We start from the raw sequence: 14,875 nt of genomic DNA on the forward strand, positions 1-14,875 counted from the left end.
CACGGACCCGGCGCACGCCGGCTCGGGTAAGCTCGCGCCAGCTTAGGTAAGCTAAAGAAAGTGTCGCCGCGCGCGACACGACGGGTGCGCCGGGAAGTCTGGTCGGCATGTGAGTTCCGCCTGCCCCGGAGGTCTCCCGTGACCGCGCCCCGCACCCGCACCCGCACCACCGCCCGCAAGGCCCTCGGCCGGCTGTCCCTGCCCGAGCGGACCTACGTCGCGGACGCCCTGCGCACCGAGACCGTCGGCGGCGTCCTGCTGCTCCTGGCCGCCGTGGCGGCGCTGGTGTGGGCGAACATCCCCGCCCTGCGCCACAGCTACGCGGCCGTCGCCCACTTCTCCCTCGGTCCCGAAGCCCTCGGCCTGCACCTGAGCGTCGCCCACTGGGCCGCCGACGGACTGCTCGCCGTGTTCTTCTTCGCCGCCGGCATCGAGCTGAAACGCGAGCTGGTCGCGGGTGATCTGCGCGACCCCAAGGCGGCCGTGCTACCCGTGGTGGCGGCGCTGTGCGGGATGGCCGCACCCGCGCTCGTCTACACGCTCACCAATCTCGCCGGGAACGGCTCCACGCAGGGCTGGGCGGTGCCCACCGCCACCGACATCGCCTTCGCGCTCGCCGTCCTCGCGGTCATCGGCACCTCCCTGCCCAGCGCCCTGCGCGCCTTCCTGCTCACCCTCGCGGTCGTGGACGACCTCTTCGCGATCCTGATCATCGCGGTCTTCTTCACCGACCGGCTGGACTTCGCCGCCCTCGGCGGGGCCGCCGCCGGCCTCGCCGTCTTCTGGCTGCTGCTGCGCAAGGGCGTCCGCGGCTGGTACGTGTACGTACCGCTCGCCGTCGTCGTCTGGGCGCTGATGTACAACAGCGGCGTGCACGCCACCATCGCCGGTGTGGCGATGGGCCTGATGCTGCGCTGCACCACCCGTCAGGGTGAGGAGCACTCGCCGGCCGAACGCGTCGAGCACCTGGTGCGACCCCTGTCGGCCGGGCTGGCCGTACCGCTGTTTGCGCTGTTCAGCGCTGGTGTGTCGATATCCGGCGGAGCGCTCGGGGACGTATTCACCCGGCCCGAGACGCTCGGTGTCGTGCTCGGTCTCGTCGTGGGCAAGACGGCCGGCATCTTCGGCGGCACCTGGCTGACCGTCCGCTTCACCCGCGCCCGGCTCAGCGAGGAGCTGGCGTGGGCCGACGTCTTCGCGGTGGCCGTGCTCGCCGGGATCGGCTTCACGGTCGCGCTGCTCATCGGCGAGCTGGCCTTCGAGGGCGACACCGTGCTCACCGACGAGGTGAAGGCCTCCGTCATCACCGGATCGCTGATCGCGACGGTGTGCGCGACCGTGCTGCTGAAGCTGCGCAACGCCCGGTACCGCAGGCTGTGCGAGGACGAGGACCGCGACGAGGACAGCGACGGCATCCCGGACGTCTACGAGCAGGACGACCCGGCGTACCACCTGCGCATGGCGGAGATCCACGAGCGCAAGGCCGCCGAACACCGGCGGCTGGCCGCCGAGCGGGCCGCCGGGGCACGCCACGGGCTTGCGGAAGTGCCGGGCGGGGCAGGCGAGGAGGGCGGCCGTCCGGCATGATCTGACGAGACGGTACAAAACAAGACGGCCGCACGCGCGACGGCACCCGGACGGCGTACGAGCACCACGGCCGTCCCGCGCGGCGCACGTGCGGCACAACAGACCTCTGAGGGAGAACGCGATGAGCGCACCCGACGGCAGCCCGGTCGGCGCCGAACGCAGCATCGGCCAGCTGTTCGCCTCGGCGACGACCGAGATGTCGGCGCTGGTGCACGACGAGATCGCACTGGCCAAGGCCCAGCTCAAGCAGGACGTGAAACGCGGCGCGATGAGCGGCGGCGCGTTCTCGGTCGCCGGCGCGGTGCTGGTGTTCTCCCTGCCGATGCTCAACTTCGCCCTGGCGTACGGCATCAGGACCTGGAGCGGCTGGAACCTGGCCGTCTGCTTCCTGCTGTCCTTCGCGGCCAACGTGCTCGTCGCCGGCTTCCTCGCGCTCATCGGCGTGGCGTTCGCCAAGAAGGCCAAGCGGGGCCAGGGCCCGCAGAAGGTGGCCGCCTCGATGAAGGAGACGGCAGGGGTGTTGCAGAACGCCAAGCCGCACCCGCGTCCGGAGCTGCCCGAGGACCGCGCTCCCGCCGCCCTCGAGGCTGTGGCACGCTCGTCGTCATGACGGACCCAGCCGCCTCCTCGCCCGTGCGGATCGACCTCCCGGACGGGAGGCAGGTCACGCACCGGGACGTCGCCGCCAACGGCGCCCGGTTCCACATCGCCGAGCTGGGCGACGGTCCCCTGGTGCTGCTCCTGCACGGTTTCCCCCAGTTCTGGTGGACGTGGCGGCACCAGCTGGCCGCGCTCGCGGACGCGGGCTACCGGGCGGTGGCGATGGACCTGCGGGGCGTCGGCGGCAGCGACCGCACGCCCCGCGGCTACGACCCCGCCAACCTGGCCCTGGACGTCACCGGGGTGATCCGCTCGCTCGGCGAGCCGGACGCCGCGCTGGTCGGTCACGACCTCGGCGGCTACCTGGCGTGGACGGCGGCGGCCATGCGGCCCAAGCTCGTCCGGCGCCTCGCCGTCGCCTCCATGCCCCACCCGCGGCGCTGGCGCGCGGCGATGCTCCGGGACGCCCGGCAGACGGCCGCCAGCTCCTACATCTGGGGGTTCCAGCGGCCGTGGCTGCCCGAGCGGCAACTGACCGCCGACGGCGGGGCGCTGGTGGGCCGGCTGATCCGGGACTGGTCCGGGCCGCGACCGCCGGAGGACGCGGCCGTGGAGACGTACCGGCGGGCCATGTGCATCCCCTCCACGGCGCACTGCTCGATCGAGCCGTACCGCTGGCTGGTGCGCTCGCTGGCCCGCCCGGACGGCGTGCAGTTCTACCGCCGGATGAAGCGGCCGGTACGGGTGCCGACCCTGCATCTGCACGGCTCGCTGGACCCGGTGACCCGCACGCGCAGCGCGGCCGGTTCGGGCGAGTTCGTCGAAGCGCCGTACCGCTGGCGGCTGTTCGACGGTCTCGGTCACTTCCCGCACGAGGAGGACCCGGCGGCGTTCTCCGCCGAACTCGTCAACTGGCTGAAGGATCCGGAACCCGATCGGTGACCGTTCTGTGAGCAATTGGCTGCACGGAGTATCCGAATCGTGAACAGTTGTCCGTCGAACGGCCACATGCCTGCCGCATAGGCCAATTGGGGGGCGCGGAGGCGGTTATGGACCTTCGGGCGAGGGCACACGTCGGGGTATGGGCTGGACGCACGACTACAGTGACGCACCCCGCAATCGCCGCTCGGCCACGGGCCTGAGCACGCCTCAGCGAGGCACCGCGCAACTCGCGGAAGGCGACCTGCGGGTGGGGATCCCGCACATCCTGCGCCGCCGGGCCCGCTGGGTCTCGGTGCGCCTGCGTCACCCGCGGAGCTGAACGCCGCCGAGCCGCCCTACAGGGCGCAGCTGTCCGTGCCCACCTGCTCGTTCGCCGTGCGCCCCCGCTCGATGTCGGCCCGGATCTCGTCCGCCGTCAGGGCGTAGCCGGTGTCCGCGTCGTCGAGGGACTTGGCGAACACCACGCCGTACACCTCGCCGGCCGGTGTGAGCAGCGGGCCGCCGGAGTTGCCCTGGCGGACGGTGGCGTACAGGGAGTAGACATCGCGGCGGACCGTGCCGCGATGGTAAATGTCCGGGCCGTTGGCCGTGATGCGCCCGCGCACGCGCGCGGCGCGCACGTCGTACGAGCCGTTCTCCGGGAAGCCCGCGACGATCGCGCCGTCCCCGCCGGCCGCGTCCTGGGCGGTGAACCGCAGCGCGGTCGCCTTCAGGTCCGGTACGTCGAGCACGGCGATGTCGCGCTTCCAGTCGTACAGCACCACCTTGGCGTCGTACCCGCGGCCCTGGCCGCCTATCTGCACCCGCGGCGCGTCGACCCCGCCGACCACGTGCGCGTTGGTCATCACGCGGCGGTCGGCGAAGACGAAGCCGGTGCCCTCCAGGACCTTGCCGCAGCTCGGCGCCGTGCCGGTGACCTTGACGATGGAGCGCTGGGCGCGCAGGGCCACCGGGCCGCCCGCGAGCGCCGGGTCGGGCGGCCGGACGTCCTGGATCGGCTCGTTGGAGAAGGGGCTGAAGACCTGCGGGAAGCCGTTCTGCGCGAGCACGGAGGAGAAGTCCGCGAACCAGGTGTCGGCCTGCGCGGGCAGCGCCCGGGAGACGCCGAGGAGCACCTTGGAGCCGCGCACCTCCTTGCCGAGCGTGGGCAGGGTCGTACCGGCCAGGGCGGAGCCGATCAGCCAGGCCACCAGGAGCATCGCGACGATGTTGACCAGCGCCCCGCCGGTGGCGTCCAGGGCGCGGGCGGGGGACCAGGTGATGTACCGGCGCAGCTTGTTGCCGAGATGGGTGGTCAGGACCTGGCCCACCGAGGCGCAGACGATGACGACGATCACGGCCACGACGGCCGCGGTGGCGCCGACCTCCGCCTTGTCGGTCATGGCGTCCCAGATGACGGGCAGCGTGTACACGGCGACGAGGCCACCGCCCAGGAAGCCGATCACCGACAGGATGCCGACGACGAAGCCCTGGCGGTAGCCCACCACCGCGAACCACACGGCCGCGACGAGCAACAGGATGTCCAGCGCGTTCACTGCTTCAGGCCTCGCCTACTCACTCCGCTCCCAGCAGCTCGGCCGGGGCCCGGGGATGCCCCCGGGGGGATACAGCACGGGGATCACCCTGTCATGCGTGCCAGTCGAGCGGGACCTGCTTTGCGTGGTCCCAGGGGCGCTCCCAGCCCGCGAAGTGCAGCAGACGGTCGATCACCCCGGCGGTGAAGCCCCACACCAAGGCCGATTCGACCAGGAATGCCGGGCCGCGGTGACCGCGGGGGTGGACGGCGGTGGCACGGTTGGCGGGGTCCGTGAGATCCGCCACGGGGACGGTGAAGACCCGGGCGGTCTCGTTCGGGTCGACCGCGCCGACCGGGCTGGGCTCGCGCCACCAGCCCAGCACGGGGCTGACGACGAAGCCGCTGACCGGGATGTACAGCCGGGGCAGCACACCGAAGAGCTGCACCCCGGACGGGTCGAGCCCGGTCTCCTCCTCGGCCTCGCGCAGCGCGGCCCGCAGCGGGCCGTCGCCCTGCGGATCGCCGTCCTGCGGGTCCAGCGCGCCGCCCGGGAAGGACGGCTGGCCGGCGTGCGAGCGGAGCGAGCCCGCGCGCTCCATGAGCAGCAGCTCGGGGCCGCGCTCCCCCTCGCCGAACAGGATCAGCACGGCCGACTGGCGCCCCGAGCCGTTCTCCGGCGGCAGGAAGCGGCTCAGCTGGAGCGGCTGGACCGTCTCGGCGGCGCGTACGACGGGTGCGAGCCAGTGGGGCAGCCCCTCCTTGCTGACCGTCACCGGACCGCCCTGTGTGTCACTCGTACTGGTCATCGCCACCCCCGTCGCTCTGCCCTCTGCAACGCCCGAGGACCCCGAGATCGTTCCGTCACGCGGCCCCCAGCGGCGGCGCCGGACGGCCGCCCGCGTCGAGGTAGGACTGCGGGGGCTTGAGCCGCTGGCCCGGGAAGCCGCCCTTCTCGTACTTCAGCAGCTTCTTCGCCTTCTCCGGGTCGGTCTCGCCCTCGCCGTACGCGGGGCAGAGCGGGGCGATGGGGCAGGCGCCGCAGGCGGGCTTGCGGGCGTGGCAGATCCGGCGGCCGTGCCAGATGACGTGGTGGGACAGGTCGGTCCAGTCGCTCTTCGGGAAGAGCGCGCCGACGGCGGCCTCGATCTTGTCCGGGTCGGTCTCGGCGGTCCACTGCCAGCGCCGGACCAGCCGCTGGAAGTGGGTGTCCACGGTGATGCCCGGCCGGCCGAAGGCGTTGCCGAGGACGACGAAGGCCGTCTTGCGGCCCACGCCGGGCAGGGTGACCAGATCCTCCAGCCTCCCGGGCACCTCGCCGCCGAAGTTCTCGACGAGCGCCTCGGAGAGCCCTATGACCGACCTGGTCTTGGCGCGGAAGAAGCCGCAGGGGCGCAGGATCTCCTCGATCACCTCCGGGTTGGCGGCGGCGAGGTCCTCGGGGGTGGGGTACCCGGCGAAGAGCGCCGGGGTGGTCTGGTTGACGCGCAGGTCGGTGGTCTGCGCCGACAGCACGGTGGCGACCAGCAGCTGGAAGGGGTTCTCGAAGTCCAGCTCGGGGTGGGCGTAGGGGTAGACCTCGGCCAGTTCGCGGTTGATGCGGCGGGCGCGGCGGACCAGGGCGGTGGGGGACTCGCCGCCCGGCGGCGTGACGGCGGTCTTCCTGACGGGCGAGGTCTTCGCGGGCGACACCTTCGCGGCGGCGGTCTTCACACCGGCGGTCTTCGCGGACGCCGCCTTCTTCACCGCCTTCTCGGCCGCCTTCGCCGTCGTCGCGTTCACCGGCTTCTTCGCCGTCGTCGACTTCGCCGGCCTCTTCGCCGCCGTCTTCACCGGCTTCTTCGCCGCCCCCTCCGCCCTCTGCTCGGCGGGTGCGGCGTTCTCGGGGACCTTCTCCACGTCGACGACACCCTTATTTGATGATTTGCCCGTTTTACTACTTCCTCCGCGAGCCTGTTCGCCCACAGCGGAATCGCGACGTACGACCACCCACCCAGCCCCCTTGGCCTGTGTTCTCACCGGCGATTTGGACACCCGGCCAGCCTAAAGCCCGGCACCGACATCCGCCCCGGACCTGTCCGACCGGACCCCGATTGGACCCCTGACGCTTACCCCGGGACACCTGTGCGGCATCCTTGTGACAGATCACACTGTTTGGACCGTCCGGCAAAATGGGGAACACGGTCCCCTGGTACATGGGGGAGAAAGATCCCCTGAGCAGGTCGACAAGGAGAGAACTCGTGGACGACGTTCTGCGGCGCAACCCGCTCTTCGCGGCTCTCGACGACGAGCAGGCCGCGGAGCTTCGCGCCTCCATGAGTGAGGTGACGCTCGCACGCGGCGACTCCCTGTTCCACGAGGGCGACCCCGGGGACCGGCTCTACGTCGTCACGGAGGGCAAGGTCAAGCTGCACCGCACCTCCCCCGACGGGCGGGAGAACATGCTCGCCGTCGTCGGCCCCGGCGAACTGATCGGCGAGCTGTCGCTGTTCGACCCGGGCCCCCGCACGGCCACCGCGACCGCGCTGACCGAGGTCAAGCTGCTCGGCCTCGGCCACGGCGACCTCCAGCCCTGGCTCAACGTCCGCCCCGAGGTGGCCGGCGCCCTGCTGCGCGCCGTCGCCCGCCGCCTGCGCAAGACCAACGACGCCATGTCGGACCTGGTCTTCTCGGACGTCCCCGGCCGGGTGGCGCGGGCCCTGCTGGACCTCTCCCGCCGCTTCGGCGTGCAGTCGGAGGAGGGCATCCACGTCGTCCACGACCTCACCCAGGAGGAGCTGGCCCAGCTGGTCGGCGCCTCCCGCGAGACGGTGAACAAGGCCCTCGCGGACTTCGCCCAGCGCGGATGGCTCCGCCTGGAGGCGCGGGCCGTGATCCTGCTCGACGTGGAGCGGCTGGCCAAGAGGTCGCGCTGACGCCCGCTACCCGGCCCTCCGGGGCCGCGCTTCCCCGCGGGCGGGCCCCGTTGTCCCGCGGCCCCCGGAAGCCGCTGTCGGGCGGGGAACGGTGAGGGCATGACCGGAACCCCTCACCGCCCCGGGCTCGACGCCCAGGGCTTCATCGTCCGCGAAGGCTCCCTCGCGCGCGTGCCGGACGCCTTCCGCCCGGTCGTGGCCGCCGCGCGTGACCGGCTCCCCGAGGTCTTCGGGACACGGCTGCACAGCGCCTACGTCTACGGGTCGATCCCGCGCGGCACCGCGCGCGTGGGCCGCAGCGACCTGGACCTCCTGGTCGCCCTGCGCAAGGAGCCGTCCGACGCCGACCGGGACGCCGTACGGGCCCTCGGGGAGGCGCTCGACGAGGAGTTCGGGCAGATCGACGGCGTCGGCACGCTGCTGCACGGCCGCGCACGGCTGCTGAGCGACCCGGAACGGTACGACCTGGGCTGGTTCCTCGCCTGTCTGTGCACCCCGCTGCTCGGCGCCGACCTCGCCGAACACCTGCCCCGCTACCGTCCCGACTCCCTGCTCGCCCGCGAGACCAACGGCGACCTCGCCCGGCGGCTGCCGCGCTGGCGGGAGCGGATCGAGGGGGCGGCGGACACCGAGGAGGCCCGCAGGCCGCTCGTGCGCTTCATGTCCCGGCACCTCGTCCGCACCGGCTTCACCCTGGTCATGCCCCGCTGGCAGGGCTGGACCAGCGACCTGCGCCGGATGGCCGGGGCGTTCTCCGAGTACTACCCGGAGCGGGCCGCACAGCTGCGCGCGGCGGCGGAGCACGGCACGCAGCCCGAAGGCGACCCGGTCGTCCTGCGGTCGTACGTGGACGACCTCGGGCCCTGGCTGGCCGCCGAGTACGCGCGCGTGCACGGCGTCAAGGCGCCCCGCCCGGACTGACCCGGTCAGATCAGCCCGTGCTCGCCGAGGTAGTCCAGCTGCGCCCGGACCGAGAGTTCCGCCGCCGGCCACAGCGAACGGTCCACGTCGGCGTAGACCCGGGCGACGACCTCGGCCGCGGAGCGGTGGCCGTTCTCGACCGCCGTCTCCACCTGGGCGAGCCGGTGGGCGCGGTGGGCGAGGTAGAACTCCACGGCGCCCTGGGCGTCCTCCAGGACCGGCCCATGGCCCGGCAGGACGGTGTGCACGCCGTCGTCCACCGTCAGGGACCGCAGCCGCCGCAGGGAGTCCAAATAGTCCCCGAGCCGGCCGTCGGGGTGCGCCACGACCGTCGTGCCGCGCCCGAGGATGGTGTCACCGGTCAGCACCGCCCGGTCGGCGGGGAGGTGGAAGGACAGCGAGTCCGCGGTGTGCCCGGGGGTCGGTACGACCCTCAGCTCCAGGCCGCCGACGGTGATCACGTCACCGGCGGCCAGGCCCTCGTCCCCCAGCCGCAGGGCCGGGTCGAGGGCACGCACGCGCGTGCCCGTCAGTTCGGCGAACCGGACGGCGCCCTCGGCGTGGTCGGGGTGACCGTGGGTCAGCAGGGTCAGGGCTATGCGCTTGCCGGCCTGCTCGGCGGTGCCCACGACGTTGCGCAGGTGGCCGTCGTCCAGCGGGCCCGGGTCGATCACCACGGCCAGGTCGGAGTCGGGCTCGGCGACGATCCAGGTGTTGGTGCCGTCCAGGGTCATCGCCGAGGCGTTGGGCGCGAGGACGTTGACCGCGCGTGCGGTGGCCCGGCCCGACAGGGCTCCGCCCCGGGGCTGGCCCGGCAGGGCGCTTGCGTCGGTCATGCGGGGCCTCCACCGGCGGTCGAGGGGGTGATCGTGGGGACGTCCGCGAACCCGGTCGCGGACGAGGTCGTAAACGCGGGGGCGGACGCGGGGGTGGCTGCGGTCGTGGACGCGGTGAGGGTCCCGTCGCCGCCCGTCGGGGTGTCCGCCGGAGCACCCGCCGGAGACCCGGACGCAGCGGGCCCGGCGGGCTCAGCGGGTGCCGGCGGCGCCCCCGGCACCGTCCGTGCCCCGCGCTCGGCGGCCGTCGGGACGTGCTTGGTGAACTCGTCGTGCCCGGGCCAGGACAGGACGATCTCGCCGTCCTGGACGCGGGCGCTCGCCAGCACCGGCGTCATGTCGCGCGCCGGCGCGGCGGCCAGCGTCTCGGCGGCGGTGCCGAACGGCAGCAGCTGGCGCAGGGTGGCGATGGTGGGCGGCATCATCAGCAGCTCGCCCGCGTCGTACCCGGCGGCGGCCTCCTCGGGGCGGATCCAGACCGCGCGGTCGGCCTCGGTCGAGGCGTTCCGGGTGCGCTGCCCGGCGGGGAGGGCGGCCACGAAGAACCAGGTGTCGTACCGGCGGGCCTCGAACTCCGGGGTGATCCAGCGGGTCCACGCGCCCAGCAGGTCCGAGCGCAGCACCAGGCCGCGCCGGTCGAGGAACTCGGCGAAGGACAGCTCGCGCGCGACCAGGGCGGCGCGGTCGGCCTCCCAGTCGTCCCCGGTGGTGTCGCCGACGACCGAGTCCGGGTCGGGCCCGGCGAGCAGCACCCCGGCCTCCTCGTACGTCTCCCGAACGGCCGCGCAGACGATCGCCTGGGCACCCGCGCCGTCGACGCCGAGCCGTTCGGCCCACCACGCGCGCGGGGGGCCAGCCCAGCGGATCTGACGGTCGTCGTCCCGCGGGTCGACCCCGCCCCCGGGATACGCGTACGCGCCTCCGGCGAAGGCCATGGAGGCGCGTCTGCGCAGCATGTGGACGACCGGGCCGTCCGGGGTGTCCTTCAGGAGCAGCACCGTGGCCGCGCGCCTGGGGGTCACCGGGGTGAGCGTGCCGTCCGCGAGCGCGCGGATGCGGTCCGGCCATTCCGGGGGATACCACTGACCGTTCGCCATGGGCGGAGGCTATCCCGTATAGGGCGATTGTTCGAGAGGTTCCCGAGGTCAGCGGGGCGGGCGGAGCGCTACTGGGCCAGCTCCACCTGGATCTCGACCTCGACCGGCGCGTCCAGCGGCAGGACCGCGACACCGACCGCGCTGCGGGCGTGCACGCCCTTGTCGCCGAGGACCTCACCGAGCAGTTCGCTGGCACCGTTGACGACACCGGGCTGACCGGTGAAGTCGGCCGCGGAGGCGACGAAGCCGACGACCTTCACCACGCGCGCGATGCGGTCCAGGTCACCGGCGACGGACTTCACGGCGGCGAGCGCGTTCAGTGCGCAGACGCGGGCCAGCTCCTTGGCCTCCTCCGCGGTGACCTCGGCACCCACCTTGCCGGTGACCGGCAGCTTTCCCTCCACCATCGGCAGCTGGCCGGCGGTGTAGACGTACACTCCGGACCGCACGGCCGGCTGGTAGGAGGCCAGCGGCGGTACGACGTCCGGCAGGGTCAGACCCAGTTCGGCCAGCTTGGCCTCGACCTCGCTCACGCGCCCTGCTCCTGCTTCTCGCGCTTCAGGTAGGCCACGAGCGACTCCGGGTTCGGCCCGGGCACGACCTGGACGAGCTCGTAGCCCTGGTCGCCCCAGGAGTCCAGGATCTGCTTCGTGGCATGGATGAGCAGCGGCACGGTCTGGTATTCCCACTTCTTGGTCATGGGCCGACTGTAGCCGCTGCGCGGGGAGGGTCCGGAGGCCCACCACGACCCCGTTGTCCACAGCCTCCCGCGTGAGTGTCGGCCGGACTGGTTAGTCTCGAATACGTGAGCAGGCTCCAGGTCGTCAGCGGCAAGGGCGGGACCGGAAAGACGACGGTCGCCGCCGCACTCGCGCTGGCCCTCGCGACCGAGGGGAAGCGGACGCTTCTCGTGGAGGTCGAGGGCCGGCAGGGCATCGCACAACTCTTCGAGACGGAGGCGCTGCCCTATGAAGAGCGGAAAATCGCGGTAGCTCCGGGCGGAGGGGAGGTGTACGCCCTCGCCATCGATCCGGAACTGGCCCTTCTGGACTATCTCCAGATGTTCTACAAGCTGGGCGGCGCGGGCCGGGCCCTGAAGAAGCTCGGCGCGATCGACTTCGCCACCACCGTCGCGCCCGGTCTCAGGGACGTCCTGCTGACCGGCAAGGCGTGCGAGGCCGTGCGCCGCAAGGACCGGTCCGGGAGGTTCATCTACGACTACGTCGTCATGGACGCCCCGCCGACCGGCCGCATCACCCGCTTCCTGAACGTCAACGACGAGGTCGCGGGCCTCGCGAAGATCGGCCCGATACACAATCAGGCACAGGCCGTGATGCGCGTCCTGAAGTCGCCGGAGACGGCGGTGCACCTGGTGACGCTGCTGGAGGAGATGCCGGTCCAGGAGACCGCCGACGGCATCGCCGAACTCCGCGCGGCGCGGTTGCCGGTGGGCCGGGTCATCGTGAACATGGTGCGGCCCGAGGTGTTGGACGCCGCGGACCTGGAACTCGTACGGACCGTGGAGCGTTCCTCCGTCGCACGGGCCTTCTCGACGGCCGGCCTGGGCGGGGCCAGGCGCGGCGGCAACGCCGAGAAGCTGGTGGACCCGCTGCTGGAGCAGGCCGCCGAGTACGCCGAGCGGTACGCACTGGAGCAGGAGCAGCGCGCGGTCCTCACCGAGCTGGACCTGCCGCTGCACGAACTGCCGCTGCTCGCGGAGGGCATGGACCTCGCGGGCCTGTACGAACTCGCCACCGAGCTGCGGAAGCAGGGGTTGTCATGAGTCCGGACCCGGCCGGGACACCCGAGGTACCCGAGGCGCTTGAGGTCACCGAGGGACCCAAGACGGCCGACGGGCCGGAGCAGGCCCGCCGGCTCTCCCCCGCGCGCGTGCTGGACGTGGATTCCCTGCTGGACGATCCGGACACCCGGATCGTGGTGTGCTGCGGCTCGGGCGGGGTCGGCAAGACGACGACCGCGGCGGCCCTCGGGCTGCGGGCCGCCGAGCGGGGCCGCAAGGTGGTCGTGCTGACCATCGACCCGGCCAGGCGGCTGGCCCAGTCGATGGGCATCGACTCCCTCGACAACGTGCCCCGCAGGGTGAAGGGCACCGACGGCGACGGCGAGCTGCACGCCATGATGCTCGACATGAAGCGCACCTTCGACGAGGTCGTGGAGGCGCACGCGGACCGGGAGCGGGCCGCCGCGATCCTGTCGAACCCCTTCTACCAGTCGCTCTCGGCGGGCTTCGCGGGCACGCAGGAGTACATGGCGATGGAGAAGCTGGGCCAGCTGCGGGCGAGGGACGAGTGGGACCTGATCGTGGTCGACACCCCGCCGTCCCGCTCGGCGCTGGACTTCCTGGACGCGCCCAAGCGGCTCGGCTCCTTCCTGGACGGCCGGCTCATCCGCCTGCTGACCGCTCCGGCCAAGCTCGGCGGTCGTGCGGGGATGGCCTTCCTCAACGTCGGCATGTCGATGATGACCGGCACGCTCGGCAAGCTGCTGGGCGGTCAGCTGCTGAAGGACGTGCAGACGTTCGTGGCCGCGATGGACACCACCTTCGGCGGCTTCCGCACGCGCGCGGACGCCACCTACAAACTGCTCCAGGCACCCGGCACGGCGTTCCTGGTGGTGGCGGCCCCGGAGCGGGACGCGCTGCGCGAGGCGGCGTACTTCGTGCAGCGGCTGGCCGCGGAGAACATGCCGCTGGTGGGGCTGGTGCTGAACCGGGTCCACGGCAGCGGGGCCTGCCGGCTGTCGGCCGAGCGGGCGCTCGCCGCCGCGGAAAATCTTGAGGACCCCCGCATTGTGGATCAGGAGGACGGGAAAGCTGGACTTCGTAACTCTCCCGACACGTACGGCAGTTCACCCTCTCTCGCATCCGAGAACGCCACCGCAGCTCCCGAGGAAGGCTCCCCCGCCGACATGGAGCGCTCGGTCGACCAACTCGCCGCGGGCCTGCTGAGACTGCACGCCGAGCGCATGCATCTGCTCTCGCGCGAGCAGCGCACGCGCGACCGTTTCACCGCCCGCCACCCCGAGGTCGCGGTGGTCGAGGTACCCGCGCTGCCCGGCGACGTCCACGACCTCACGGGCCTGCGCGACATCGGCGACCGCCTGGCGGGCGAAGGAGCCTGGCGGCCCGGACAGCCGGAGCACATATAGGCATACACGCAGCACGAATCGGCACCCGCCGACGACACGGACGGGAACACGAACGCGGACACGAGGACGCGAAGACCCCGAACAGGGACACGGGCGCCAGCACATGGACGGCGGCCTTCGCGGCGTACCAGGGCCGACGGCCGTCGACCCGTCGTACCGGCTCCCCCACGCCCCCACTGTGGCAGGCGTCGGCGCACACGACGGGCACACACACGGCAGGCGCGCACCAGTGGACGCGCGCACGGCTGGCACCGGCGTAGTGTGCACGGCCGTGACGGGCACGCCCAAGACGGCGCGCACAGGACAGCCGGCGCAGGGCGTCTCGCACACACGCACGGTGGCTGCTGCCAGGAGGGGAGGCCGGGCGGTCGACCCGCGACGAGGCGGCCGGGCCGAAGCGACGTACCCTCGTCTGCGCTCGCAGCGTGCCGGAGGGAACGCCCTCAGCTGACCGCCGCGTAGTTCTCGTACACCTCGTCGTTGTCGAGGGGAACGATCCCGAGTCCCCGCTCGTACTCCGAGCGGGCGGTTTCCAGCAGTCGGCGCCAAGAGGTCACGGTGGGCCGCCGGCGCAGCAGTGCGCGGCGCTCGCGCTCCGTCATGCCTCCCCACACGCCGAACTCCACGCGGTTGTCCAGCGCGTCGGCCAGGCACTCGGTGCGTACCGGGCACCCGGTGCACACCGCCTTGGCTCTGTTCTGCGCCGCTCCCTGAACGAACAGTTCATCCGGATCAGTAGTGCGGCAGGCAGCCTGCGCACTCCAGTCGGTTACCCAGCCCATACCGGTGCCGTCCTCTCCCGAATCGAGGCTCCCCCACGGCGGCAGCGGCATATTCACCGCCGCCAGTTGAGGACGTTACGGAAGGTGGGGGCACGGCAACACCCCCGTCGGGCCCAATCTTGAATGGCCCGAACGGACTATGGGTAAGCGGCAGATCACCCGCGGGAGTGACCTGACGACATGCGTGATCATCCCGGCAAACCGGGGCAGTCGTGGCACGTCACAGCGGTCGCCAGGCGGCGCACGCGGTGGTTCCGGGCTCGTCCCCCTCGGAAAAGGGCGCGCTCCCGAGGGATTTCGGGCTCTGTCCGGAACGATTCGGGGTCACCGGACGTATGGATACATGACCGCACGGCTGTGACAGTTGAGAGCAGCTTAGGCCAATGCCTGTGTGCGTGTCCGGCGAATGGGAACGTAGACGTTCTGCTTTGCCGTGCCGTGACGGAGACCGGCGCGCCCCGGCGCGTTCGCGGTCCCTTCGTCACGATCCGGCACCCGTAACATCCCGAGGAGC

The 14,875-nt window shown here is 72.3% G+C and carries 15 protein-coding genes and 1 pseudogene; 8 read left to right on the forward strand and 8 right to left on the reverse strand.

Annotation, left to right across the window (positions count from 1 at the left end; translation table 11 throughout):
• Positions 1–138: 138 nt before the first annotated feature.
• The 4 genes from nhaA (at position 139) to IF37_RS45420 (ending at position 3,448) form a co-directional block, all read left to right on the forward strand.
• On the forward strand, positions 139–1,587 hold the full coding sequence (nhaA, locus tag IF37_RS0100360; RefSeq protein WP_030734164.1) for a Na+/H+ antiporter NhaA: 1,449 nt from the start codon (positions 139–141) through the stop codon (positions 1,585–1,587).
• Between the two features lie 121 nt (positions 1,588–1,708).
• Positions 1,709–2,197, forward strand: coding sequence for a phage holin family protein (locus IF37_RS0100365; RefSeq protein ID WP_030734167.1), 489 nt, complete (start codon positions 1,709–1,711; stop codon positions 2,195–2,197).
• A complete protein-coding gene (locus IF37_RS0100370; protein WP_030734170.1) occupies positions 2,194–3,129 on the forward strand; it encodes an alpha/beta fold hydrolase in 936 nt (311 codons plus the stop codon). The genes IF37_RS0100365 and IF37_RS0100370 overlap by 4 nt, the downstream gene beginning before the upstream one ends.
• Before the next feature lie 139 nt (positions 3,130–3,268).
• Entirely contained in the window at positions 3,269–3,448 is a 180-nt protein-coding gene (locus IF37_RS45420) for a hypothetical protein (protein WP_079165470.1), read from the forward strand.
• 16 nt (positions 3,449–3,464) lie between these two features.
• Here the strand turns inward: IF37_RS45420 and IF37_RS0100375 are convergent, their stop codons facing one another.
• The 3 genes from IF37_RS0100375 to nth all read right to left on the reverse strand — a co-directional run bounded on the left by IF37_RS0100375 (position 3,465) and on the right by nth (position 6,424).
• Entirely contained in the window at positions 3,465–4,664 is a 1,200-nt protein-coding gene (locus IF37_RS0100375; protein WP_030734173.1) for a MarP family serine protease, read from the reverse strand.
• A 91-nt stretch (positions 4,665–4,755) separates the two neighbouring features.
• Positions 4,756–5,451 carry a CoA pyrophosphatase gene (locus IF37_RS0100380; protein WP_030734176.1) on the reverse strand — a complete coding sequence of 232 codons (696 nt, stop codon included), beginning with the start codon at positions 5,449–5,451 and terminating at the stop codon, positions 4,756–4,758.
• Between the two features lie 55 nt (positions 5,452–5,506).
• Positions 5,507–6,424 (reverse strand): endonuclease III, encoded by a 918-nt coding sequence (nth, locus tag IF37_RS0100385; RefSeq protein ID WP_253915589.1) that lies wholly within the window; start codon positions 6,422–6,424, stop codon positions 5,507–5,509.
• A 458-nt stretch (positions 6,425–6,882) separates the two neighbouring features.
• On the opposite strand from nth, the gene IF37_RS0100390 reads away from it, so the two are divergent.
• Complete coding sequence (locus tag IF37_RS0100390; protein ID WP_030734182.1) at positions 6,883–7,557, forward strand: Crp/Fnr family transcriptional regulator; 675 nt, start codon at positions 6,883–6,885, stop codon at positions 7,555–7,557.
• 99 nt (positions 7,558–7,656) lie between these two features.
• Entirely contained in the window at positions 7,657–8,478 is an 822-nt protein-coding gene (locus IF37_RS0100395; RefSeq protein WP_030734185.1) for a nucleotidyltransferase domain-containing protein, read from the forward strand.
• A gap of 5 nt (positions 8,479–8,483) precedes the next feature.
• On the opposite strand, the gene IF37_RS0100400 is transcribed toward IF37_RS0100395, so the two are convergent.
• The 4 genes and pseudogenes from IF37_RS0100400 to IF37_RS44775 form a co-directional block, all read right to left on the reverse strand.
• Positions 8,484–9,314 carry an MBL fold metallo-hydrolase gene (locus IF37_RS0100400; RefSeq protein WP_030734188.1) on the reverse strand — a complete coding sequence of 277 codons (831 nt, stop codon included), beginning with the start codon at positions 9,312–9,314 and terminating at the stop codon, positions 8,484–8,486.
• A gap of 245 nt (positions 9,315–9,559) precedes the next feature.
• Positions 9,560–10,411: pseudogene (locus IF37_RS0100405) on the reverse strand (NUDIX hydrolase); the annotation flags it as partial.
• Positions 10,412–10,479: 68 nt separating this feature from the next.
• The gene (locus IF37_RS0100410) at positions 10,480–10,944 is read right to left on the reverse strand and encodes a RidA family protein (RefSeq protein WP_030734196.1); all 465 of its coding nucleotides are present in this window, start codon (positions 10,942–10,944) and stop codon (positions 10,480–10,482) included.
• On the reverse strand, positions 10,941–11,111 hold the full coding sequence (locus tag IF37_RS44775) for a hypothetical protein (protein ID WP_173456645.1): 171 nt from the start codon (positions 11,109–11,111) through the stop codon (positions 10,941–10,943). The genes IF37_RS0100410 and IF37_RS44775 overlap by 4 nt, the downstream gene beginning before the upstream one ends.
• A gap of 105 nt (positions 11,112–11,216) precedes the next feature.
• Here IF37_RS44775 and IF37_RS0100420 point away from each other — a divergent pair, with 105 nt between their 5' ends.
• Together IF37_RS0100420 and IF37_RS0100425 are read left to right on the forward strand one after the other, a co-directional pair.
• Positions 11,217–12,194, forward strand: a complete 978-nt coding sequence (locus IF37_RS0100420) for an ArsA-related P-loop ATPase (RefSeq protein WP_030734199.1) — start codon at positions 11,217–11,219, stop codon at positions 12,192–12,194.
• Positions 12,191–13,579, forward strand: a complete 1,389-nt coding sequence (locus IF37_RS0100425; protein ID WP_052844899.1) for an ArsA family ATPase — start codon at positions 12,191–12,193, stop codon at positions 13,577–13,579. The genes IF37_RS0100420 and IF37_RS0100425 overlap by 4 nt, the downstream gene beginning before the upstream one ends.
• A gap of 443 nt (positions 13,580–14,022) precedes the next feature.
• Here the strand turns inward: IF37_RS0100425 and wblA are convergent, their stop codons facing one another.
• Positions 14,023–14,361 carry a transcriptional regulator WblA gene (wblA, locus tag IF37_RS0100430; RefSeq protein ID WP_030734205.1) on the reverse strand — a complete coding sequence of 113 codons (339 nt, stop codon included), beginning with the start codon at positions 14,359–14,361 and terminating at the stop codon, positions 14,023–14,025.
• Positions 14,362–14,875: the final 514 nt, after the last annotated feature.

Origin of the sequence: Streptomyces sp. NRRL S-31, assembly GCF_000718775.1 — a bacterium.
GTDB lineage: Bacteria > Actinomycetota > Actinomycetes > Streptomycetales > Streptomycetaceae > Streptomyces.